Source organism: Mycobacterium innocens, from assembly GCF_900566055.1.
Classification (GTDB): Bacteria; Actinomycetota; Actinomycetes; order Mycobacteriales; family Mycobacteriaceae; genus Mycobacterium; species Mycobacterium innocens.
The window spans coordinates 1-21661 of record NZ_UPHQ01000185.1 but is presented as its reverse complement, the minus strand read 5'-3'; the positions used below and the strand labels follow the sequence as shown (position 1 = coordinate 21661).

Sequence of the window (21661 nt, the reverse complement as noted above, 5' to 3'; positions counted from 1 at the left end):
ATCCCCGCCCTGGCCGCCGAAAACGGTGTCGCCGTCGCCGCCGACCCCGCCGTTCCCGCCGCTGCCGACCAGATAGCCGGCGGCGCCGCCGTCGCCGGCGGCCCCGCCGACCGCGCCGCCGTTGCCGCCGCCACCGCCGATCCCGCCGTTGCCGAACAGCGCTCCGCCGTTGCCGGCGTCGCCGCCCAGCCCGCCCTGGCCGAGGGGGTTGACGGTGCAGGCGCCGCCGTCGCCGCCGGCTCCGCCGTTGCCGAACAGCCAGGCGTCGCCGCCGAACCCGCCCATGCCGCCCATGTCGGTGAGCGCGACGCCGGCACCGCCGGTGCCGCCGTCCCCGCCGTTGCCGTACAGCAGCCCTGCCAGGCCGCCGTTTCCGCCGCTGCCGGCGAACCCGGCGCCGACGGCGGCGCCCCCGGTGCCGCCGGCGCCACCGGTGCCGATCAGGAAGGCGTTGCCGCCGAGCCCGCCGCTGCCACCGGCGCCGCCGGTGCCGCCGGCGCCGCCGTTACCGATCAATCCGGCAGCCCCGCCGTTGCCGCCGGCCACTCCGGCCAGGGTGCTGTCGCCACCACGGCCGCCGTTGCCGTAGAGCAGTCCGCCCGGCCCACCGGGCTGACCTATTCCGCCGACGGTCCCGCCGTCGGCGCCGTTGCCGATCCACGGGCGGCCAAACAGCGCCAGGGCGGGTGCGTTGATCAGGTCGAGCAGGTTCTGGGCGCTGGCGGCCTCGGCACCGGCGTAGGCCGCCCCGCCGGCGGACAGGGCCTGCACCAGCTGGTCGTGAAAAGCCGCCATCTGGGCGCTGATGCCCTGATAGCCCTGAGCCTGCGCCCCGAAGAACGCCGCGACGGCGGTCGACACCTGGTCGGCGGCGGCCGCCGGCACGCCGGCCGTCACGGCCGCCGCGTTCACGTTGGCCTGGCCGATCGTCGAACCAATTCCGGCCAGCTCGGTGGCCGCCGCAGCGATTGCCGCCGCACCTGCGATCACATACGACATGCGGCACCTCTGAGATCGAGCGAGATCAAGAGCACTGTCGGGGACTGGATCCTATCGCGATGTAAGCGCAAGTCCGTGCATTACGGCCGGCTATTGCCGGGGGTGCACCTCGACCCGGTGCAGATCGTCGCCGAGCTCGATCGCTCCGCTGAACTCGGTCGCGGCCAAAGCCCGCCACTGGTCCTCCTGGCCTGCCACGATGGCCGGCACATAGTGCGTCATCACCAGGGTCCCCACCCCGGCTCGGTTGGCGGTCGCCGCCGCCTCCTGCACCGACGAGTGATAATCGCAGACGTCTTTGACCCGCTGCTGCGGGACATGCGCCAGGATGTCCTTTCGAATAACGGTGTGCACCAGGGCGTCTGCGCCGGCGGCCAGCTCGTCCAGGCCGGCGCACGGCACGGTGTCGCCGGCCAGCACCACCGAGGCACCGCCGGATTCGATCCGGAACCCGATCGTCGGCGCCACCGGCCGGTGATCGGTGGGCGCCACCCGGATAGTCACCCCCTCGTGGTCCCACACGGTGCCTTCGGTGTATTCGTGGACCTCGACCAGCGGCGGTGCGTCGAGATCGGCGTGGTGGGCGATGCGGTAGCCGATGTCGTGCCCGAAGGCCTGCAGCGTCGCCGTCACCACCTCGGCGGTGCCCGGCGGCCCGATGATCTGCAGCGGCGCGGGAGCAGGAGCGAAGTTGGTGACCCAGTTGGTGATGATCACGTCGCCGAGCTCGGCGATGTGGTCGCTGTGCAGATGGGTGAGCAGCAGGGCCGACAAGCCGGCCGCGCCCACGCCGACCGCGGCCGCGCGCTGCAGAACACCGCGCCCGCAATCGATCAAGAACACCTGCCCGGCGGCCCGCACCAAGGTGGCCGGCCCGGCGCGGTTCGGGTCGGGAATGGGGCTGCCGGTGCCCAGCAAGGTGATCTCGATCATGGCCACATCCTTACCAGCCGGGGCCGTGCGCGGCGGCGCAACCCGGCGATTCGCCGGGCGGGCCACCGTCGTGTTGGGGTGGCGGCTTTCCCGCCGCGCAAGTTAGCCGTAGCCTGGTGTGAATCGGGTCACTACCGGCGGGAGGCCTCAATGCGGATCGCGGACGTCTTGCGGAACAAGGGGGCGGCGGTGGTGACGATCAATCCCGACGCGACAGTGCGGGAACTGCTCGCCGGTCTGGCTGAGCAGAACATCGGCGCGATGGTGGTGGTCGGCGCGGAAGGTGTGGTCGGCATCGTGTCGGAACGCGACGTGGTACGCCAGTTGCACACCCACGGCGCCAGCGTGTTGTCTCGTCCGGTCTCCAAGATCATGACCAGCGATGTCGCCACCTGCACGAAATCGGACACGGTAGACAGCCTGAGCGTGCTGATGACCAAGAACCGGGTGCGCCACGTACCGGTGCTGGACGGGAAAAAGCTGATCGGCATCGTCAGCATCGGTGATGTGGTGAAAACCCGGATGCAGGAGCTCGAGGCCGAACAGCAGCAGCTGCAGTCCTACATCACGCAGGGCTAGCCAGGGCCGACCTTGGGCCGGTTTCACCCAGCGGAACGCCACGGCGAAAAATCGGGTGGAATTTCGCCGTGGCGTTACGGTCGCGAGGGTGGCTCTCCCTAACGCCAGGAGTATTCGGTGCGCAACCGCGCGGCGACCACATCGAAGATGTCGCGCGGCAGAATCGCGCCTTCGCGGCGGATGCTCTCCTCCGGCACGTCGAGCACCCGGTCCAGCCGGACCCAGCTCTGCCGGCCTTCATAATCCCAATCCCCCGAACCGATTCCGACCCAGTCGCGATCCGCGGCGTGGTCTTCCCGGCTGGACAGTATGAGCCCCAGCAACACATTGCGGTTACGCCCGACGACAAGTACCGGCCGGTCTTTGCCGCGGGTAGGGTCGTCTTCGTAGACCACCCAGGTCCACACGATTTCCCCGGGGTTGGCCCGGCCATCGAGGTCCGGGGCGTAGACCAGCCTGCGGGCCCGCTGCGCGGTGGGAAAGCTCGTGCTGGTCACCGGCCGGCCTGCGGCGATCTCTTGGGGCGGTGGCGGCAGGCCCATCGCCATGATGTTCGCGGTGATCTTCACCGCATGCTGAAGTTCTCGCAGTACGGTCTGCGAGTTCTGTAGTTGACGCGCTACCTTCGGAGCCTCGTTGAACACCAGGTTCCCTAAATTCTCCGCGTAACGCTGGAACGTCTTCCACTGTGACTTCCGGGCGGACGCCATGTTGGCAGCATAGCCGCGCCCGGCGGCGCGCGATTGTGTCTCGAAGCGCACGGCTGGATACGCTGGACATACCCACGAACCGCCCAGCTGGCAGGCTCAAGACCGTCCACCAGGAGACTCCCATCAGCAGTTTCGCCGACAAGACCTTCACGCCGCCGGCGCAGATTCGGAACTTCTGCATCATCGCTCACATCGACCACGGCAAGTCGACGCTGGCCGACCGGATGCTGCAGTTGACCGGTGTGGTCGACGAGCGGTCGATGCGGGCGCAATACCTGGACCGGATGGACATCGAGCGGGAACGCGGCATCACCATCAAGGCCCAGAACGTGCGGTTGCCCTGGCGGGTGGCCGACCAAGACTACGTGCTGCACCTCATCGACACTCCCGGACACGTCGACTTCACCTACGAGGTGTCGCGGGCGCTGGAAGCCTGCGAGGGTGCGGTGTTGCTGGTCGACGCCGCGCAGGGCATCGAGGCACAGACACTGGCCAACCTGTATCTGGCATTGGACCGCGACCTGCACATCATTCCGGTACTCAACAAGATCGACCTGCCGGCCGCCGACCCGGACCGCTACGCGGGCGAGATCGCCCACATCATCGGCTGCGAGCCCGACGACGTGCTGCGGGTTTCCGGCAAGACCGGCGAGGGCGTGGCACAGCTGCTCGACGAGGTGGTCCGGCAGGTGCCACCTCCGCAGGGCGACGCCGACGGGCCCACTCGCGCAATGATTTTCGATTCCGTCTACGACATCTACCGCGGTGTGGTGACCTACGTTCGGGTGGTCGACGGCAAGATCGCCCCACGCGAACGCATCGCCATGATGTCCACCGGCGCCACCCATGAGCTGCTCGAGGTCGGCATCGTCTCGCCCGAACCCAAGCCCTGCGACGGCCTCGGCGTGGGCGAGGTCGGCTATCTGATCACCGGCGTCAAGGATGTACGCCAATCCAAGGTCGGCGACACCGTGACGACGGTCCGCAACGGCGCCAAAGCAGCGCTGACCGGCTACCGCGAGCCCAAGCCGATGGTCTACTCGGGGCTGTATCCCGTCGACGGTTCGGACTACCCCAATTTGCGCGAAGCCCTGGACAAGCTGCGGCTCAACGACGCGGCCCTGACCTATGAGCCGGAGACCTCGGTGGCGCTGGGCTTCGGGTTCCGGTGCGGCTTCCTCGGTTTGCTGCACATGGAGATCACCCGCGAGCGTCTGGAGCGCGAGTTCGATCTGGATCTGATCTCCACGTCACCCAACGTCGTCTACCGGGTGCTCAAAGAGGATGGCTCCGAGATCGTCGTCACCAATCCGTCGGATTGGCCGGAGAGCAAAATCCGTACCGTCTACGAGCCCGTCGTGAAGACCACCATCATCGCGCCCAGCGAGTTCATCGGCACCATCATGGAACTGTGCCAGTCGCGCCGCGGTGAGCTGGGCGGCATGGACTACCTGTCGCCCGAGCGGGTGGAGCTGCGGTACGCAATGCCGTTGGGGGAGATCATCTTCGACTTCTTCGACGCACTGAAGTCGCGCACCCGCGGCTATGCCAGCCTCGATTACGAGGAGGCCGGGGAACAGGAAGCGCAACTGGTCAAGGTCGACATCCTGCTGCAGGGCGAGACCGTTGACGCGTTCAGCGCGATCGTCCATAAGGATTCGGCGTTCGCCTACGGCAACAAAATGACGACCAAGCTCAAGGAGCTGATCCCGCGCCAGCAGTTCGAGGTGCCGGTCCAGGCCGCCGTCGGGTCGAAAATCATTGCGCGCGAGAACATTCGCGCGATTCGTAAGGATGTGTTGTCGAAGTGCTACGGCGGTGACATCACCCGGAAACGCAAACTGCTGGAGAAGCAGAAGGAAGGTAAGAAGCGGATGAAAACCATTGGGCGCGTTGAGGTGCCGCAGGAGGCCTTTGTGGCGGCGTTATCCACCGACACCGCGGGGGACAAGGGCAAGAAGTAACCGTGACCTTCGTCCGAGCGGCCACTGTGCTGAGCATCGTGGTGCTGACCGCAGGTTGCACCTCGGTCATCGGCGGCAGCGTGCGACCCGCGCCGGGACTGAAGCCAAATCCTGTCCTCGGCAAGACCATCAAGCAAGTGCTGCTCGACGACCGGGCGCTGTCGAAGATCCTCGACCAGCCGTTTCAAGGTGATCCGCACCTACCGCCGTGGTTCGGGGGGCGCGACCAGTTACGCCGGGCGTACGGGCCGACCCCGGTCGTCGACTGTGCCGGAGTGACGACATTGCAGGAGCAAACCGCCTACGAAACCGCGAGTATCAAAGACGTTACAGGTGAATCCTGGTGGCACGGAACAGATTCAGTGAAGGTGATCAGCGTGGCTGAGGGTGTGGTGGCGTTGCCCACAGCCGCCGAAGCCGACCGTCTCTTCGCGACGTTTTCACAGCAATGGGGCCAGTGCAACGGCGAGACGCTGACGTTCCGAGGGAGCAGGCTCAGCTTCACCGACGAAATCACCGACGTGCGTGTCGCCAATTCCGTGCTGGCGGCTACAGTTACGGTCACACCGAACATCTCCGGCATGGCTGGCGCAGCCTTTCCGGAAGCGCGGGCCATCGGTATCCGGGCAAATTGCATCGTAGAGGTCGAAGTTGCCTTCTTCAGTTCCCGGAGCCCGGCAGACCAAGGGTCGGGCAATCTCGACACCAGCGCCGTCGACATCGCGCACGCGATGATGGACAAGGTCACCGCGCTGAGCTGACACCGGTCTCGCCCGCGAGCAGACGCGGAATCGCACGAATTCTGTTGGAATTGTGCGATTCTGTGTCTGCTCGCCGCGAAACTCGCCTGACACCGCCTACATGGGCGCGTTGGCCGGCTGGAACATCCCGGAGCCGTCGGCTTCTTCCTCGGCGCGGATCACGTGGACCACCGCGTTGATCAGCGCCAGGTGGGTGAACGCCTGCGGGAAGTTGCCCAACTGACGCCCGGTGCGCGGCTCGATCTCCTCGGCGTAGAGGTGCAACGGGCTGGCGTAGGACAGCAGCTTCTCGCACAGCCGTTTGGCCCGCGCCACTTCGCCGATCTCTACCAGCGCCGACACCAGCCAGAACGAGCAGATGGTGAACGTGCCTTCCTCACCGGACAGGCCGTCGTCGGTCTCGTGCACCCGATACCGCAGCACCAGGCCTTCGTCGGTCAGTTCGTCGGCGATGGCCAGCACGGTGTTGCGCACCCGCGGGTCGTCGGGCGGTAGGAACCGGGTGAGCACCGCCAGCAGCAGCGACGCGTCCAGGGCGTCGCTGCCGTAGCGCTGGGTCAGCACGCCGCGGGAGTCCACGCCGTGCTCGAGGATGTCGGCCTTGATCTCCTCGGCGATCTGGCGCCATTGCTGGGCATAGCTTTTTTCGCCCTGCCGCGCGGCCAGCTTGGCGCCGCGATCCAGCGCCACCCAGCACATCACCTTCGACGAGGTGAAGTGCTGCGGTTCCCCGCGCACTTCCCAGATGCCGCGGTCGGGTTCGCGCCAGTGCTTGATCGCCTCCTCGACCTGGCGCTTGAGCACCGGCCACAACGTCTCCGGAACCTGCTCACGAGATTTGGCGTGCAGGTAGAACGAGTCCAGGATCGAGCCCCAAATGTCATGCTGCTGCTGGTTGTAGGCGCCGTTGCCGATCCGGACCGGACGCGCGTGGTCGTAGCCGGACAGGTGGTGTAACTCCTCCTCGACCAGGCTTCGCTCGCCGCCCACGCCGTACATCACCTGCAGCGGATGGCGCTCGTTGTTGTTGGCGCCGGACACGTCGGCGATGAAGGCGAAGAAGTCGTCGGCTTCGCGGTCCAGTCCCAGGGTATAGAGCCCCCACAATGCGAACGTCGAGTCGCGGACCCAGGCGTAGCGGTAATCCCAGTTGCGTTCGCCGTGTGGTGTTTCCGGCAGCGACGTGGTGCTGGCGGCCAGCAGCGCGCCGGTGGGCGAGTACGTCAACCCTTTCAGCGTGAGCGCACTGCGCTGCAGGTACGCCCGCCACGGGTGGTCGGGGAAGTTGCCGATGTTGATCCACTGCCGCCAGCACTCGGTGGTTTGCCACATCTTCTGTGCGGCCTCTTCGTAGGTCTGCGGCGCCGGATGCTTGGTCCAGCTCAGGGCGACGAACACGTCGTCGCCCTCTTTCATCCTGGTGCGGGCGCGGGCTTCGCGGCCCTCCAGCCCGATCCGCAGATTTGTGGTCAGCTGCAGCGTCGGGTGAGTGTCGGGTTGATGGCTGGCCCGGGCGATCGCCTCACCGTAGGCGTTGGCCGAGTATTCCCAGGTGGCGCCGAGACGGTGGTAGTCGAACGCCGGCTCGCAACTCATCATCAGCTCGACCGTGCCGCTGACGCAGCGCACTGTCCGAAGCAAAATATGTTCGGCGTCCCAGTCCATCGGGGTGCGCCGGTGGGTGCGCGATCGTCGCTCGATGTCGTGCCACGGCCCCATCACCAACGCGTCGCGCACGATCAGCCAGCCGGTGTGGGTCTGCCACGTGGTCTCCATGATCAGGCTGCCGGGCAGATAGCGGCGTGCCGAGGGCACCGAAACGCCGTAAGGGCCCAGCCGGAAATGGCCCGCGCTGCGGTCCAGGATCGCGCCGAACACGCTGGGGGAGTCCGGCCGGGGCGCACACATCCACTCCACCGATCCCGCCGGCGAGATCAGGCAGGTCGTCTCCCAGTCGGACAGGAAGGCGTAATCGGCAATGGGTGGAAACGGATTGCGCAGCGATGAGCTGGACGTGAAAATGCCCTTCGCGTCGGACTTGACGGACGGGACGGGTGCTGCCTGGAACGCTGGAATGTCGGTGACGTGAGAGACCTGGGCGGCTTCAGCGACCTCGGCAGCCTCGTCTGCGGGTTCGGCATGCAGGACCATGCGGCCATCATCAACTGTCGACCTACGTCGCGTCCACCACTTCGGCTGCCCTGTTATCCAGGTGCCGCGATTTAGCCGCCGCGCCGCGCGTAGTCGGGTGCGTGCTCGGGTAGCGGACCGATCGCGACCAGATAGGCGAGCACCCGCCGCAGCGGCCGTGACCTGCCCACCAGCTGGACCGCCCGCGACGGCGCCGGGTCACCGCCGGTCATTGCGACCGTGACGACACGGGCATGGATGGCCCGTTGCAGCGCTTGCAGAAACGCGGTCGGCGCCCACCGGCGCGCCTGTACCCGCGCCAGCCGGCGGGTCGACACCCGCCCGGCGCGCAGCGGTCCGGCCAGGATGCGCGCGGCGGCAACCGCGTCGGCTACTGCCAGATTGATTCCGATGCCCCCGACGGGCGACATCGCGTGTGCGGCATCGCCGATGCACAGCACTCCGTCGGAGTACCAGCGCCGCAGCCGATTCAGTTGCACATCAAGCAGTTTCACGTCGTCGAACGAACTCAATGTGTCGACGCGGTCCGCGAGCCAGGGCACCGTGCGCACCAGCGTGCGGTGCAGAGCCGCAATGCCCTGCGAGCGCATCTCGGTATCGCTTCCCTTCGGGATGATGTGAGCGATCTGGTAGTAGTCACCCCGGTCGATCGTGATCGTGCCGTGCCCGGCGTTGAAGACGCCGGCAAGCCCGCTGGGATCGTCGGCCCGGCGAGGCAACCGAAGCCACCACACGTCCATCGGCGCGCCGAAGGCTCGAGATCGCAGGCCCAGGGCCGAACGCACCGTTGACCCCCGGCCGTCGCAGGCCACGGTCAGCTCGGCTCGCATCTGCTTGGTTTCACCGGACGGGTCACGGTATTCGACACCGAGGACCCGTCGGCCGGCGTCGCCGCGTAGCAGCCCGGTCACCTCGGTGCTGCGCAGCAACCGAAAAGTGGGCTCCGTCTGCGCGGCAGTGGCCAGCAACTCCAGCAGATCCCACTGCGGCACCAAAGCGATGTGCTGATGGGGGCCGGGCAGGCGGGTCAGGTCCACCTCGACCGGTTGGCCCCGCAACTCCATCCGGATGGTGTCGATGAGGCGATGTGGGATCCGGGCGAACCGCGACCCCAGCCCCAGTTCGTCGAGCAGCCGCAAGGTGCTGGCATGCACCGTGTCGCCGCGGAAGTCGCGCAGGAAGTCGGCGTGCTTTTCCATCACCGTGACGTCAACGCCGGCGCGGGCCAACAACAAACCGAGCATCATGCCTGCCGGCCCACCGCCGGCGACTAGACACGTGGTTTTGTCCGACTGCTGGAGCACGCCTGATCTTAGACGGATCGTGGCACATTGGATTCGGCTGCCGTGCCGAATAGGGTGTGTTCAGTGAACGGATTCCTGAATTGGTGGGACGGCGTCGAGCTGTGGCTTTCCGGTCTTCCGTTCGCGCTGCAGGCGTTGGCGGTGATGCCGGTGGTGCTGGGCCTGGCATATATCACTGCGGCGGTGCTCGATGCCTTGCTTGGCAAGGGCATCAAAGTGATGCGGCGAATCCGCCACTCCGACGAGGCACCCGAGTAAGCCGATGCCGCGGTCGCACGTCACCCTGGTCCTGGTCGCGCTTGTGGTGCTGGTGATCGCCATGTGGTTGCTGACGCGGTGACGGTGTGCTCGCCATGGGACTGCGGCCGATTCTGTTAGGCTTCCCGGCATGCACGCGGTAGCCGATCGCCCCGGGCGCGCTCATGGCGCGCCCGGCTGTGTGGTTGCGGCTGTGGCGATCTGCGCCGCCGTCGACGTGCACTGTTGTCGCTGACTCCCGCCCGTGCGCGGTCTGGCATGGAGTTGGTGACGTTCTCCAGTTAGCGACCGATCGCCTTTCCGCAGCCACGGGACCGACGCTCACCGCTCCCGCACCCCGGAAGGCCACCAATGCGACAGACGCCGAAGACCCCGTGGCGGCATCCCGTTGCCCGCCGCCCGGTGGTGCTCGCGCTGGTCGCCGGTGTCCTCGCGGCGTGTCACGGCGGTCCCAGCGACGTCGTCGGCGGCGGCGGACCCGCCGGCGCGCACACCAGCATCACCCTGGTCGCTTACTCCGCCCCGGAACCCGGCTGGCGCACGGTGATCCCGGCGTTCAACGCCTCCGAGGAAGGCAAGGACGTGCAGGTGATCACGTCCTACGGGTCCTCCGGTGACCAGTCCCGCGGTGTCGTCGACGGCAAGCCGGCCGACCTGGTGAACTTCTCCGTCGAACCCGACATCACCCGCTTGGTCAAGGACGGCAAGGTTTCCAAGGACTGGAATGCCGACGTCACCAAGGGCATTGCCTTCGGGTCGGTGGTGACGCTGGTGGTACGCGCCGGCAATCCCAAGAACATCAAGGATTGGGACGACCTGTTGCGGCCCGGCGTGGAGGTCATCACGCCCAGCCCGCTGAGTTCGGGTTCGGCCAAGTGGAACCTGCTCGCTCCGTATGCGGTCAAAAGTGAAGGCGGCCGTAACCACCAAGCGGGGATCGACTTCGTCAGCACCCTGGTGCGCGAACACGTCAAATTGCGTCCCGGATCGGGACGGGAAGCCACCGATGTCTTTGTCCAGGGCAGCGGCGATGTGTTGATCAGCTACGAGAACGAGGCCATCGCCACCGAACGGCAGGGCAAGCCGGTCCAGCACATCACCCCGTCACAGACGTTCAAGATCGAAAACCCGCTCGCGGTGGTGACCACGACCTCCCATTTGGCCGCCGCGACGGCATTCAAGAACTTCCAGTACACCGCGGCGGCGCAGAAACTGTGGGCGCAGTCCGGTTTCCGGCCCGTCGATCCCGCGGTGGCCGCCGACTTCCGCGGGCAGTTTCCGGTGCCGGCGAAACTGTGGACAATCGCCGACCTGGGCGGCTGGGACATAGTGGATCCACAGCTGTTCGACAAGGGCACCGGCAACATCACCAAGATCTATATGCAGGTCACCGGATGACCGCGCCGACAAGGCCGGATCCAAAGCCGGATTCACAGCCGGTTCCACCGGCCGACCGGGCGCTGCCCGCCGACGACAACGCACCAGGCCTCCGCGGCCCGGGCCGGTGGGGCAGCACGTCACTTCGGGTCGGAGTGTCGGTGGTGTGGTTGTCGATCATCGTGCTGCTGCCGTTGGCCGCCATCGCCTGGCAAGCTTCGGGCGGCGGCTGGCAGGCCTTCTGGCTGTCGGTCACGTCGCGCGCCGCGCTGGACTCACTGCGGGTGACGCTGAGCATTTCGGCGGCGGTCACTCTCGTCAACACGGTGTTCGGCCTGCTGATCGCCTGGGTGCTGGTGCGCGACGACTTCGTGGGCAAACGGCTCGTCGATGCGATCATCGATCTTCCCTTCGCGCTGCCCACCATCGTGGCCAGCCTGGTGATGCTCGCTCTTTATGGCCCCACCAGTCCGGTGGGTCTTCAGTTGCAGCACACCGCGTGGGGGGTGGGCGTGGCACTGGCGTTTGTCACCTTGCCGTTCGTGGTGCGCGCCGTTCAGCCGGTGCTACTGGAAGTCGATCGTGAGGCCGAGGAGGCGGCGGCGTCGCTGGGTGCCTCCGGTCCCAAGATCTTCACCTCCGTGGTGTTGCCGTCGTTGCTGCCGGCATTGTTGTCCGGTGCGGGCCTTGCGTTTTCGCGGGCCATCGGTGAATACGGCTCGGTCGTGCTGATCGGTGGCGCAGTGCCGGGCAAGACCGAGGTGTCGTCCCAGTGGATCCGCACCTTGATCGAGAACGACGACCGGACCGGCGCCGCCGCGATATCCATTGTGCTGTTGACGATTTCCTTTGTGGTGTTGCTGCTGTTGCGTGTCGTCGGTACGCGTGCCGCCCGGAGGGAGGAGATGGTCGCATGACGCCCTCGCCCGGCGTCCGTTACCTGCTCCGATCCATCGCGCTCGGATATGTCAGTGTGCTGCTGGTGGTTCCGGTGACGGTGATCCTCTGGCGGACCTTCGAACCGGGCCTCGGCCAGTTCTACGCCTGGATCAGTACGCCGGCGGCGATATCGGCACTGAATCTGTCACTGCTGGTGGTGGGTATCGTGGTGCCGTTGAATGTGCTGTTCGGGATCCCGACGGCATTGATGCTCGCCCGCAATCGATTTCGGGGCAAGGGTGTACTACAGGCGGTCATCGACCTGCCGTTCGCGGTCTCACCGGTGATCGTGGGTGTCGCGTTGGTCCTGCTGTGGGGATCCGCCGGTGCGCTGGGCTTCGTCGAGAAGGACCTGGGGCTGAAGATCATCTTCGGCCTGCCCGGCATTGTCCTCGCCAGCATGTTCGTCACGCTGCCGTTCGTGGTGCGCGAAGTCGAACCGGTGTTGCACGAGTTGGGCACCGACCAGGAGCAGGCGGCCGCGACGCTGGGTTCCGGTTGGTGGCAGACATTTTGGCGGATCACGCTGCCGTCCATCCGGTGGGGCCTGACCTACGGCATCGTGTTGACCGTTGCCCGCACGCTCGGCGAATACGGTGCGGTCCTGATCGTGTCGTCGAACCTTCCGGGCACGTCCCAAACGCTGACCTTGCTGGTCTCGGACCGCTACAACCGTGGCGCCGAGTACGGGGCCTACGCGCTGTCGACCCTGCTGATGGCCGTCGCGGTGGTGGTGTTGATCGTTCAGGTGGCGCTGGACGCCCGCCGGGCACGAGCGGCCGGCCAGGCCTGACGAGGAGACGCTGAGATGACCACAGCCATGACGAAGGGCCGCAACGGCTACGCCATCGTCGTGCGCAACGCCGCCAAGCGCTATGGCGACTTCGTTGCCCTGGACCACGTGGACTTCGTGGTGCCCGCCGGTTCGCTGACCGCGTTGCTGGGCCCCAGCGGCTCCGGGAAATCGACGCTGTTGCGCACCATCGCCGGCCTTGACCGACCGGACGCCGGTTCCGTCACGATCAACGGGCGCGAAGTGACCGGGGTGCCGCCGCAGCGGCGGGGCATCGGATTCGTCTTTCAGCACTACGCCGCCTTCAAGCACCTGACGGTTCGCGACAACGTCGCCTACGGGTTGAAGATCCGCAAGCGGCCCAGCGCCGAGATCAAGGAGAAGGTCGACCACCTACTGGAGGTGGTGGGCCTGAGCGGATTTCACGGCCGCTATCCCAATCAGCTTTCCGGCGGTCAGCGTCAGCGGATGGCACTGGCCCGCGCGCTGGCCGTCGACCCGGAGGTGTTGCTGCTCGACGAACCGTTCGGTGCCCTGGACGCCAAAGTCCGTGAGGACCTTCGCAGTTGGCTGCGCCGCCTGCACGACGAGGTGCACGTCACCACGGTGCTGGTCACCCATGACCAGGCCGAGGCCCTGGATGTGGCCGATCGGATCGCCGTGCTCAACAAGGGCCGTATCGAACAGGTCGGATCTCCGACCGACGTCTACGACGCCCCGGCGAACGCGTTCGTCATGTCCTTCCTGGGGGCGGTTTCCATGCTCAACGGCGCCTTGGTCCGCCCGCATGACATCCGAGTCGGCCGGACTCCGGAGATGGCCGTTGCCGCCGCCGACGGTACGGCGGAGTCCACCGGTGTAGCCCGCGCCACCGTGAACCGGGTGGTGGTGCTGGGCTTCGAGGTTCGGGTCGAGTTGACCAGTGCGGCAACCGGAGGCGCCTTCACCGCCCAGATCACCCGCGGTGACGCCGAGGCGCTGGCTCTACGCGAGGGCGACACCGTCTACGTGCGCGCCACCCGGGTGCCGCCCATTCCCCACGACATCGCGGGTCCAGGCGATGACGGAGTCGGCGGGGCCGAGACGGATCAGACCACGCTGACGTCGGTGTGATCCCCGGATACTCCGGCCCACCGACGTTCCCACATCGCCCGCCAGTCGCGTTCCTCGTCGTGCTTGTCGTGGTGCAGTTCGCTCGACGGCGGGGTGAGGTGAATCCCGGGATCGGGGAGAGCGAAAAAGTCGCTACTGTCCCTGGCGGAGTGGTGTGCTCCGGTGTCGATCCGGACAGGGCGGCGCTGTCGTCGGTCTGGCCCAGGTAGTTCAGCACGTTGGTGGTGGCGGCTGCTGCGCCGTTCTTCGCGAAGATCGCCGCTTTCGGCAGGGGCTTACCCCAGGGGCAGGTGATCGCCGTGATGTCACCGATTGCCCATATCCCCGAATATTGTGTCTGCATGGTGACGGGGTCGACTGCGATCCACCCCAGTTGACCGAGCGTGATCGCGGGCTGATGCGGCGGAATGAACACCAGCAGATCGAAATCGACGCTCTGGCCATCCTGAAAATAGATTGTCCGGCCGTCTGGATCGATGCGTTCGACGGTCTGTTCGCAAAAGACGTCGATCCCTTCACGATTCAGCAGGCTGACGAGTTCGGGGCCGGCGTAAGGACCCGCCGAAGGCATCGGTTGCTGCTCCGGGGTATATATCGCGAAATGAGTCGCGACGCGGGTTCCGTTCTCACGCAACAAATCCGCCGCCAAAAGAGCCCCCTCATACGGGGCAACCGGGCATCGGTAGGGCTGCGAGGTGATCAGGAACACCAGCTTGCCTCCGGCGAATGCCGACAGCGCGCGGTGTGCGGCCGCAGCCGCTGCTGTGGCGTAATAGTGGACGGCCGAGCCGCTGTCGACCGCTTCCGGCAATCTGGGAAATCATCTCGATTAAGCGATGCGTGATCCCGTTGCGAGTACGATTGCGTCATAATGCTTTTCATGCTCAGAGGTAGTAGATAGCGGGTTGGCTCAGGGGGCCGTCATTACGCGCTCGCCGGCCCCAGTGTTCGGGTGAAGCTCCCTTCCGCGGGTGAACCTCACGATCGAGGTCGGTTGTCCCAGCTGAAAACTTAGGTAGCCCAATACTTTCGGTTGCGCAGCCGCGGATTCGAGCGGCGGCTGGCGGCTTGGCGGCATCGTCGGATCGAGGCGAACCGCTCGTAGTCTGACGGAATGTCATATCTAGTTGACAATAGAAGTAGAAGGCAGCACGTGTGGTACTGTCAACCATAGTTGTCTAATGCGGCCAGGCGGAGCGGACGCGCGCAGTCCCGCCCATTACGGCGACCGGCGACGCTCAGACATGGCCGCACCGCGCTGACCCGGGGGTCGGTCTCGAGCGGTGCGACTAGTGCAAGTGCAGGGCAAGCGCCAGTGCCACCACCACGAACAGCAGCACGAAAAGCGCGACGGCGACAAGGCCGACGAGCGCCGCGGGGGTGATTCTTCGCCGGGGCCGGGGCTGTGGCTCCGACAGCCCCGAAGTTTGCGCCGAGTCCGGCGGCGTGGAGCCGGGCGTGACACCTCCGCCGGGTTCGAGGGCCGGGGTTCTCGCTGGATCGGGATCCGGGGGCAGCGCGGTCATGGGTTTGTGGCCTCCCTTCGGCTCGGGCATGGTGACTGGCAACCAGGTCATTGGTGGGTACCCCGTCGAAGAGATGTGACACGATCCAAGCGGTGTCCGGCGGGCCGCGGGTTGATGTCGGCCTTACCGCTCGACTCGTCTGCGGTGGCTTGTGGCGAAGTCGTCTTGCGTCCGGTTGCTGTAGATGGCAAGCCGCCAACCGTGGGAAACCTCACATTGTCTGCCACCACGGCCGAAAGTGCCAGCGCCTCACCGGATTGTTCCGCTGTCGCCGCCCTCACGAAACGCCCTAATTCCCAAGGTGATCCGGACTGGGACCACGACGGCCGCAGTGCAACACGGGAATTGCAGAACCGATGTGTGCACGTCGGGATTCGCCGGCGACAGGTTTCACAGCCACGGCACGGGCGCCGAGCGATCTAATTAGATGTACTATCGTTCGGTCGGATCTGCGGCGTAACGCGTCGCAATGCCGCGTCAACAGATGCCAACGGCAACGCCGCCGGTTGGGTCCGCAACATAGGGAGTGATCGATGAACGGGATAGTGGCTTCGGGTGTCCGCGGCACAATGATGAAAATCGCACTGGCCGCGGCGCTTGTCGCGCTGCCCGTGGCGGGTGTGACGGTTCCGGCGAACGCGACACCCGGCTCCGGTCGCGCGTTAGCCCCGCCGGTTCTGCTCGACGATCCCAACCCCGGCGATCCTTCCGGTCCGGACGCTCCCACCAGCCCAAATGATCCGCGATGCATCCAGACGCCGTTGAACCCGATATGCCACGGTGGCCCGTATTATCAGGGCCCCCCCACCGGCCCCGACGATCCGCAGTGCGCCAGGATGCCCGGCGATGGGGTGTGCGCCGGGGGTCCGTATGCCCCCAAGCCTATGGAGCCCGTTGCCCCACCGATGGACACGGCGCCACCGCCCGAGGCCCCGCGCGTCGACGCGCCACAGCTGCCCGAGGCCCCGCGCGTCGACGCGCCACAGCTGCCCGAGATGCACTTTCCGTCGGCACCCGGTCACATTTAGCGGGCAATGTTTTCGGCCGCGATGGCGGCAGTGGCGGCGCCGGCAGTGACCGCAGACCGGCAGGTGCGCCCACTGCCGGTAGTTTTGACACCGAATCTGGTTGAGCGCCAGCGTATTCGGCGCAGCAACCGGACGCCGGCGGGCCGGCGGCTGAACTCGAGCCTCGACCGATTCCAGCCCGGCGGCGGGCTGGGGTCTGCAGCGTTGCCCGGCGTCAGGCGGCGATGCGCTCCGCCGCCGCCTGATGGAAGCGATCCAGGACCGTCTCGGCAACCAGGTGGTGTGCACCCAAAGGCGCTGTGATCGGAATGCCGGCGCGATCCGCGTAGCTGTGCACCCGGTCGGTCAGCACGCCCGGCGCCAGAAACCACGATGCGATCGCCAGCCGGCGGGCGCCGCGGGCGAGCAACTCGTCGACGGCGACGGGCAGTGAATCGGGCGCGGCGGCGAAGGCGGTCGTGGCCCCCGCCCATCGGGTGCCGGCGGCCAGCTTCGAAGCTACCGCCGCAGTGCGGGCGTTGGCCGAAGCGCTCGACGACCCGATTGCCACCACCAGCACACCGAGGGCGTTATCGCGGCGCGCCGCCCCAAGCTCCGCCAGCCGCTGGTGCAACACCGTCTCCAACCGGTCGTCCTCGCCGAGCACACCGGCCTGCTGGACCGTGTTGGTGCGCCGTGAGGCGGCCGAGCCGGCGATCTGGCGGGGGATGTCGACGCGGGCATGGTACGCGTCGACCAGCAGCAGGGGAGTGACGATGGCGCCGGCAGGACACTCCCGCAGCACCTCGGCCAGGCTCGGCGGATTGTGTTCGCAGAACGCCACCTGCACGTCAAGGCCCGGCCGCAGGCGAGCCAGGCGGTCCGCCACCGCCCGCGCATTGGCCGCCGACCGGGGATCCGCGCTGCCGTGCGCGGTCAGGACGAGTGTCGTCACGATGCGTGCAGCCCGCATTCGGTCTTGGCCAGCCCTTGCCAGCGGCCGCTGCGCGGGTCGGCGCCGTCGGTCGGCTTGGCTGTGCATGGAGCACAGCCGATCGACGGATAGCCTTCGTTGACAAGGGGATTGACCAACACGTCGTGTTCGGTGATGTAGTCCTGCATATCCTGGTCGGTCCAGGCGGCCAGCGGATTGACCTTCACCAGTTTGAACGCTTCGTCGAAGCTGATCAGCGGGGCGTGGGCACGGCTCGGTGCCTCGACCCGGCGCAGTCCGGTCACCCAGGCCGAATAGCCGCGAAGGGTCTTGCTCAGCGGGACGACTTTTCGCAGCCGGCAGCACTCGCCCGGGTCGCGGGCGAACAGGTCCTTGCCCAGCAATTCGTCTTGTTCGCCGACCGTGTGCTCGGGCCTGACATTGAGCACCCGGATGTCGTAGACGGATTCGATCGCATCGCGGGTGCCGATGGTCTCCGCGAAGTGGTAGCCGGTGTCCAGGAAAATCACCGGCACGCCTGGCCGCACCTTGGCGGCCAGATCGACCAGCACGGCGTCGGCCATATTGGAAGCGACCACATAGTTGCATGTCGCCCATCCGCGCGGTCCGTTGAGGCCGCCGAAGGTTTCATCGGTCCAGCGCAGCAGTTCGGTGGCGCTGGCGCCGTCGAGTTTGGCTGCAGCGCGCGCCGCCAACTCCCGCAGCTCCGGTTCGGTCGGTTTAGTTGCCGGGGAAGTCATCGCAGGTCGTCCTCCCCGGCCCGAATCGCCCACTGGGCGAAGCGTTCGCCGTCTGCTCGCTGTTTGATGAAGTTGCGCACCACCCGCTCGATGTAGTCGCCCAGCTCGTCGCTGGTGACCTTGTGCTGGCGCAGTTTGCGGCCGAAACCGCTGTCCAGTCCGAGGCTTCCCCCCAGGTGCACCTGGAAGCCCTCCACCGAGCCGCCTTGACCGTCGTCGACCATCTGCCCTTTGAACCCGATGTCTGCGACTTGGATTCGCGCACAGGAGTTCGGACAACCGTTGATGTTGACCGTGACCGGTACGTCAAGCGCTGAGTTGATGTCTTCCAGCCGGCGCTCCAGTTCGGGCGCCAATGACTGTGCCCGGACCCGGGTTTCGGCGAAGGACAGTTTGCAGTACTCAATTCCGCTGCAGGCCATCAGATTACGGCGCCAGCGCGACGGGCTGGACTGCAGACCCAGCGCCTCCAGGCCGGCGACCGTGATGTCGAGCAACGCGTCGGGTATGTCGAGGATGACCAGCTTCTGGTACGGCGTGAACCGGATCCGGTCCGACCCGGCGCGCTCGGCCAGCTCCGCCACCGCCGACAATATGGTGCCGGATACCCGTCCGGCGATGGGCGCGACTCCGACGGCGTTGCGGCCGTTTTTGAGCCGTTGCACCCCGATGTGGTCGATCGGATGCTTGATCGGCTCGGGGGCCGGGCCGTCGATGAGGGGACGCTTGAGGTATTCGGTTTCGAGCACCTGCCGGAATTTCTCGATACCCCAGTCCTTGATCAAAAACTTGAGCCGCGCCTTGGAGCGCAGCCTCCGGTAGCCGTAATCACGGAACACCGAGGTCACCGCCGCCCACACTTCGGGCACCTCTTCCAGCGGCACCCAGGCACCGACCCGCTGGGCCAGCATCGGGTTGGTCGATAGCCCGCCACCGACCCAAAGGTCCAGACCCGGCCCGTGCTCGGGATGGCGGACGCCGACGAACGCGACGTCGTTGATCTCGTGCGCGACGTCCTGCAGACCCGAGATGGCGGTCTTGTACTTGCGCGGCAAGTCGGCGAAGTCGGGCTTGCCGATGTAGCGGCGCACGATTTCGTCGATCGCCCAGGTCGGGTCGAGCACTTCGCCGAGCGACTCACCCGCCAGCGGCGAGCCCAGGATGACCCGGGGACAGTCACCGCACGCCTCGGCGGTCTGCAGTCCGACCGCGTCCAGCCGCCGCCAGATTTCGGGGACGTTTTCCACTTCAATCCAGTGGTATTGGAGGTTCTCCCGATCGGAGATGTCGGCGGTGTCCCTGGCGAATTCGATCGAAATCTGGCCCAGCGTGCGCAGCGCCGCCGCCGAGATCGCGCCGCCGTCGCAGCGAACCCGCATCATGAAGTACTTGGCCTCGAGCTTCTCGATGTTCTCGTCGCCGGTCCAGGAGCCGTCGTAGCCCTGCTCACGTTGGGTGTAGAGGCCCCACCACCGGAACCGCCCGCGCAGGTCGTCCTTGTCGATACTGTCGAATCCGCCTTGGGCGTAGATGTTTTCGATACGTTGCCGGACGTCGAGCGGGTTGCCGGCCTTCTTCAGCTCTTCATTGGCGTTGAGCGGCGCCCGATCTCCGAGCGCCCATTGGCCCTCATTGCGGGGCTTGACGGGACGGGTTGTGGTCATTGGGCCGTTCTCCTTCGCGAACATTGCCGACCTTGGCGCGCGGAAACCACCGATTCTTGCGGGGAGGCGCAGATCCGGTGGCCAGTTGCAGGTACAGGTGGGCTGGGTCTACGACATCAAGGCCGACAGCAACAGCTGCAGACGCGCTTGAGGTCGATGTGCCGACGCATTACCAGCGCAAGACGCGGGGTCGAATGGGCGACGGTCACGCCGATATTCTGCCACGCCCCGCGCCCGGCCGTGCGACCAGGTCCGATTTGTTCTCACCGTGAGCAAAACCAAAGGTTCATACGCGCGGCTCTGTGGTGGCGGCCGCGGTGAAGTCGGCTACGCCGGACAAGGTTGTCGTCTTGATGTTCATCGACGAATCGATAAGTAACCGAGACAATTCGCGGTCTCAACTCGACCACGTCCGCATCAAGATGACGATGGTCAAGCTCAACGGTCGTTGGATGGCAAGAAAGGTACAGCTGCTATGAGTTTCGGGACACCGGCGATGTGCGCCGGCCGCAGCGCAGGCGCGGTCGCGCGGCGGGTTTTCGCCGTGGCGGCCGTCGCGGGCGCCGCGTGGATCTTGGGGCCCGCCGTGGCGCCGGGCAGCTCGCATGCCGATAGCGTCAATTGGGAAGCCATCGCGCAATGTGAGTCCGGCGGCAATTGGGCGGCCGACACCGGCAACGGTCTTTACGGTGGTTTGCAGATCAGCCAGCCGACGTGGCAAGGCAACGGCGGAGCCGGGCTGTCGTCGGCCGCCAGTCCGGACGGGCAGATCGATGTGGGGGAGCGAATCATGACGACTCAGGGGCCAGGCGCATGGCCAAGATGCAGCTCATGCAGCCGTGGTGACGTCCCGGTAGGTTCCCTGACGCACATCCTGACAGCCCTGATGGCGGCAAACGGGGGTTGTACGGGTAACACCGACGACTGAGCCGGGCACGACCTGGAATGGCGGCGAACCACAACCGGTCGTTCGGTGCAACTTCCCAAATTGGCGGAACTCCCGCGTCGGGCTGCTCCCGCAGTCAATAATCGCCGGTACCGGACGCTCGGCGGTGGACAGCGATGGTGCCGTCGAGTGGCCTAACTCGTGCCGAGCCCTCGGGAGGTATAGGTGTCTTTTGTGACGACGGTGCCCGAGATTGTGGACGCGGCGGCAACAGATTTCGCAAGAATCGGTTCGGCGATCAACGCGGCGGCCCAGACCGCGGCCGCCCCCACCACGTCGGTGTTGAGCGCCGGTTCCGATGAGGTGTCGGCGGGCATCGCCGCGGTGTTCAGAGCACATGGGCGGGCATATCAGGCGCTTGTCGCCCAAGGGTCGGCATATCATGACCAGTTTGTCCAGAATCTCGCCGCGAGTGCGGGCTCCTATGCCAGCGCCGAGGCCGCCAATGCCGCACAGAGCTTGCTGAATGCGATCAACACGCCCAGCTTGACACTGCTGGGCCGTCCCCTGATCGGCAACGGCGCCGACGGAGCCCCTGGGACCGGGGCAACTGGCGGGTCCGGCGGTGTTTTGATCGGAAATGGCGGTGCGGGCGGCTCTGGCGGAACCGGCCAAAACGGCGGAAATGGCGGGCCCGCCGGGTTATTCGGCAACGGTGGCGCAGGCGGTAACGGCGGACTGGGTGTGACGACAAACGGTGGCAAGGGCGGGGCCGGCGGTGCCGGCGGGTTGTTTGGCTCCGGCGGTGCCGGCGGAAACGGCGGGCTGTCAATAATTTTCGACGGCGGCCAGGGCGGGGCGGGCGGCGCGGCGGGAATCGTCGGCAGTGGCGGGACAGGCGGCGCCGGCGGATTCTCCGGGCAGGCCAACGGCGGTGCCGGCGGAGTAGGTGGCTCCGGAGGATTTGTCGGTGTGGGTGGTGCCGGCGGGGCCGGTGGGTTC

General features: G+C 66.6%; 21 protein-coding genes and 2 pseudogenes. 12 read left to right on the top strand and 11 right to left on the bottom strand.

The window, feature by feature from the left end:
- A partial coding sequence (locus EET03_RS18095; protein WP_136625724.1) for a PE family protein occupies positions 1–999 on the bottom strand: 999 nt, incomplete at its 3' end.
- A 90-nt stretch (positions 1000–1089) separates the two neighbouring features.
- Positions 1090–1932, bottom strand: coding sequence for a ribonuclease Z (locus EET03_RS18090; protein ID WP_075544118.1), 843 nt, complete (start codon positions 1930–1932; stop codon positions 1090–1092).
- A 150-nt stretch (positions 1933–2082) separates the two neighbouring features.
- On the opposite strand from EET03_RS18090, the gene EET03_RS18085 reads away from it, so the two are divergent.
- Positions 2083–2511, top strand: coding sequence for a CBS domain-containing protein (locus EET03_RS18085; RefSeq protein ID WP_075544088.1), 429 nt, complete (start codon positions 2083–2085; stop codon positions 2509–2511).
- 98 nt (positions 2512–2609) lie between these two features.
- On the opposite strand, the gene EET03_RS18080 is transcribed toward EET03_RS18085, so the two are convergent.
- A complete protein-coding gene (locus tag EET03_RS18080) occupies positions 2610–3221 on the bottom strand; it encodes a type II toxin-antitoxin system PemK/MazF family toxin (RefSeq protein WP_075544087.1) in 612 nt (203 codons plus the stop codon).
- A gap of 35 nt (positions 3222–3256) precedes the next feature.
- On the opposite strand from EET03_RS18080, the gene lepA reads away from it, so the two are divergent.
- Together lepA and EET03_RS18070 are read left to right on the top strand one after the other, a co-directional pair.
- Entirely contained in the window at positions 3257–5185 is a 1929-nt protein-coding gene (lepA, locus tag EET03_RS18075; RefSeq protein WP_075544086.1) for a translation elongation factor 4, read from the top strand.
- Positions 5186–5187: 2 nt separating this feature from the next.
- Complete coding sequence (locus tag EET03_RS18070; protein WP_075544085.1) at positions 5188–5946, top strand: sensor domain-containing protein; 759 nt, start codon at positions 5188–5190, stop codon at positions 5944–5946.
- 96 nt (positions 5947–6042) lie between these two features.
- Here the strand turns inward: EET03_RS18070 and EET03_RS18065 are convergent, their stop codons facing one another.
- Together EET03_RS18065 and EET03_RS18060 are read right to left on the bottom strand one after the other, a co-directional pair.
- A complete protein-coding gene (locus tag EET03_RS18065; RefSeq protein ID WP_075544084.1) occupies positions 6043–8097 on the bottom strand; it encodes a glycoside hydrolase family 15 protein in 2055 nt (684 codons plus the stop codon).
- A 71-nt stretch (positions 8098–8168) separates the two neighbouring features.
- A complete protein-coding gene (locus tag EET03_RS18060; RefSeq protein ID WP_075544083.1) occupies positions 8169–9401 on the bottom strand; it encodes an FAD-dependent oxidoreductase in 1233 nt (410 codons plus the stop codon).
- A gap of 54 nt (positions 9402–9455) precedes the next feature.
- Between EET03_RS18060 and EET03_RS18055 the strand changes: the two genes are divergently transcribed.
- The 5 genes from EET03_RS18055 (at position 9456) to EET03_RS18035 (ending at position 13881) form a co-directional block, all read left to right on the top strand.
- Positions 9456–9659, top strand: a complete 204-nt coding sequence (locus tag EET03_RS18055; RefSeq protein ID WP_023365732.1) for a hypothetical protein — start codon at positions 9456–9458, stop codon at positions 9657–9659.
- Between the two features lie 351 nt (positions 9660–10010).
- The gene (locus EET03_RS18050) at positions 10011–11057 is read left to right on the top strand and encodes a sulfate ABC transporter substrate-binding protein (protein ID WP_075544082.1); all 1047 of its coding nucleotides are present in this window, start codon (positions 10011–10013) and stop codon (positions 11055–11057) included.
- Entirely contained in the window at positions 11054–11953 is a 900-nt protein-coding gene (gene cysT, locus EET03_RS18045) for a sulfate ABC transporter permease subunit CysT (RefSeq protein WP_099193636.1), read from the top strand. The genes EET03_RS18050 and cysT overlap by 4 nt, the downstream gene beginning before the upstream one ends.
- Positions 11950–12768 carry a sulfate ABC transporter permease subunit CysW gene (gene cysW, locus EET03_RS18040; RefSeq protein ID WP_099193635.1) on the top strand — a complete coding sequence of 273 codons (819 nt, stop codon included), beginning with the start codon at positions 11950–11952 and terminating at the stop codon, positions 12766–12768. The genes cysT and cysW overlap by 4 nt, the downstream gene beginning before the upstream one ends.
- A 27-nt stretch (positions 12769–12795) precedes the next feature.
- A complete protein-coding gene (locus EET03_RS18035) occupies positions 12796–13881 on the top strand; it encodes a sulfate/molybdate ABC transporter ATP-binding protein (RefSeq protein WP_244232430.1) in 1086 nt (361 codons plus the stop codon).
- Positions 13882–14215: 334 nt separating this feature from the next.
- On the opposite strand, the pseudogene EET03_RS33080 reads toward EET03_RS18035, so the two are convergent.
- A pseudogene (locus EET03_RS33080) lies at positions 14216–14590 on the bottom strand (NAD(P)/FAD-dependent oxidoreductase); the annotation flags it as partial.
- Positions 14591–15170: 580 nt separating this feature from the next.
- Positions 15171–15407: a DUF6480 family protein gene (locus tag EET03_RS18025; protein ID WP_063471293.1), complete on the bottom strand. Its 237-nt coding sequence runs from the start codon at positions 15405–15407 to the stop codon at positions 15171–15173.
- Positions 15408–15940: 533 nt separating this feature from the next.
- On the opposite strand from EET03_RS18025, the gene EET03_RS18020 reads away from it, so the two are divergent.
- A complete protein-coding gene (locus EET03_RS18020) occupies positions 15941–16435 on the top strand; it encodes a hypothetical protein (protein WP_136625723.1) in 495 nt (164 codons plus the stop codon).
- A gap of 214 nt (positions 16436–16649) precedes the next feature.
- Here EET03_RS18020 and EET03_RS18015 read toward each other — a convergent pair whose 3' ends face one another.
- From EET03_RS18015 to EET03_RS33075, 4 genes are all read right to left on the bottom strand, one after another.
- Complete coding sequence (locus EET03_RS18015; RefSeq protein WP_075544077.1) at positions 16650–17387, bottom strand: sirohydrochlorin chelatase; 738 nt, start codon at positions 17385–17387, stop codon at positions 16650–16652.
- Positions 17366–18109 (bottom strand): phosphoadenylyl-sulfate reductase, encoded by a 744-nt coding sequence (locus EET03_RS18010; RefSeq protein WP_075544076.1) that lies wholly within the window; start codon positions 18107–18109, stop codon positions 17366–17368. Before EET03_RS18010 ends, EET03_RS18015 begins: the two co-directional genes overlap by 22 nt.
- Positions 18106–19773: a nitrite/sulfite reductase gene (locus EET03_RS18005; protein WP_063471292.1), complete on the bottom strand. Its 1668-nt coding sequence runs from the start codon at positions 19771–19773 to the stop codon at positions 18106–18108. Before EET03_RS18005 ends, EET03_RS18010 begins: the two co-directional genes overlap by 4 nt.
- A gap of 116 nt (positions 19774–19889) precedes the next feature.
- Positions 19890–19943, bottom strand: coding sequence for an Ms4527A family Cys-rich leader peptide (locus EET03_RS33075; protein ID WP_364469835.1), 54 nt, complete (start codon positions 19941–19943; stop codon positions 19890–19892).
- A gap of 102 nt (positions 19944–20045) precedes the next feature.
- Here EET03_RS33075 and EET03_RS32745 point away from each other — a divergent pair.
- From EET03_RS32745 to EET03_RS17995, 3 genes and pseudogenes are all read left to right on the top strand, one after another.
- Positions 20046–20252, top strand: a pseudogene (locus tag EET03_RS32745) (hypothetical protein); the annotation flags it as partial.
- Positions 20249–20701 carry a transglycosylase family protein gene (locus EET03_RS18000; RefSeq protein ID WP_099193633.1) on the top strand — a complete coding sequence of 151 codons (453 nt, stop codon included), beginning with the start codon at positions 20249–20251 and terminating at the stop codon, positions 20699–20701. The pseudogene EET03_RS32745 and the gene EET03_RS18000, both read left to right, overlap by 4 nt.
- A 183-nt stretch (positions 20702–20884) precedes the next feature.
- A partial coding sequence (locus tag EET03_RS17995) for a PE family protein (RefSeq protein WP_136625722.1) occupies positions 20885–21661 on the top strand: 777 nt, incomplete at its 3' end.

What these genes read in the sequence shown, in the direction of transcription:
- EET03_RS18000 (WP_099193633.1), top strand. Translation starts at nt 20,249, where the DNA reads ATGAGTTTCGGGACACCGGCGATGTGCGCCGGCCGCAGCGCAGGCGCG.
- cysT (WP_099193636.1), top strand. Translation starts at nt 11,054, where the DNA reads ATGACCGCGCCGACAAGGCCGGATCCAAAGCCGGATTCACAGCCGGTT.
- cysW (WP_099193635.1), top strand. Translation starts at nt 11,950, where the DNA reads ATGACGCCCTCGCCCGGCGTCCGTTACCTGCTCCGATCCATCGCGCTC.
- EET03_RS18015 (WP_075544077.1), bottom strand. Translation starts at nt 17,387, where the DNA reads ATGCGGGCTGCACGCATCGTGACGACACTCGTCCTGACCGCGCACGGC.
- EET03_RS18025 (WP_063471293.1), bottom strand. Translation starts at nt 15,407, where the DNA reads ATGACCGCGCTGCCCCCGGATCCCGATCCAGCGAGAACCCCGGCCCTC.
- EET03_RS18020 (WP_136625723.1), top strand. Translation starts at nt 15,941, where the DNA reads ATGAACGGGATAGTGGCTTCGGGTGTCCGCGGCACAATGATGAAAATC.
- EET03_RS18005 (WP_063471292.1), bottom strand. Translation starts at nt 19,773, where the DNA reads ATGACCACAACCCGTCCCGTCAAGCCCCGCAATGAGGGCCAATGGGCG.
- EET03_RS18035 (WP_244232430.1), top strand. Translation starts at nt 12,796, where the DNA reads ATGACGAAGGGCCGCAACGGCTACGCCATCGTCGTGCGCAACGCCGCC.
- EET03_RS18065 (WP_075544084.1), bottom strand. Translation starts at nt 8,097, where the DNA reads ATGGTCCTGCATGCCGAACCCGCAGACGAGGCTGCCGAGGTCGCTGAA.
- EET03_RS18050 (WP_075544082.1), top strand. Translation starts at nt 10,011, where the DNA reads ATGCGACAGACGCCGAAGACCCCGTGGCGGCATCCCGTTGCCCGCCGC.
- EET03_RS18010 (WP_075544076.1), bottom strand. Translation starts at nt 18,109, where the DNA reads ATGACTTCCCCGGCAACTAAACCGACCGAACCGGAGCTGCGGGAGTTG.
- EET03_RS18090 (WP_075544118.1), bottom strand. Translation starts at nt 1,932, where the DNA reads ATGATCGAGATCACCTTGCTGGGCACCGGCAGCCCCATTCCCGACCCG.
- EET03_RS18080 (WP_075544087.1), bottom strand. Translation starts at nt 3,221, where the DNA reads ATGGCGTCCGCCCGGAAGTCACAGTGGAAGACGTTCCAGCGTTACGCG.
- EET03_RS18085 (WP_075544088.1), top strand. Translation starts at nt 2,083, where the DNA reads ATGCGGATCGCGGACGTCTTGCGGAACAAGGGGGCGGCGGTGGTGACG.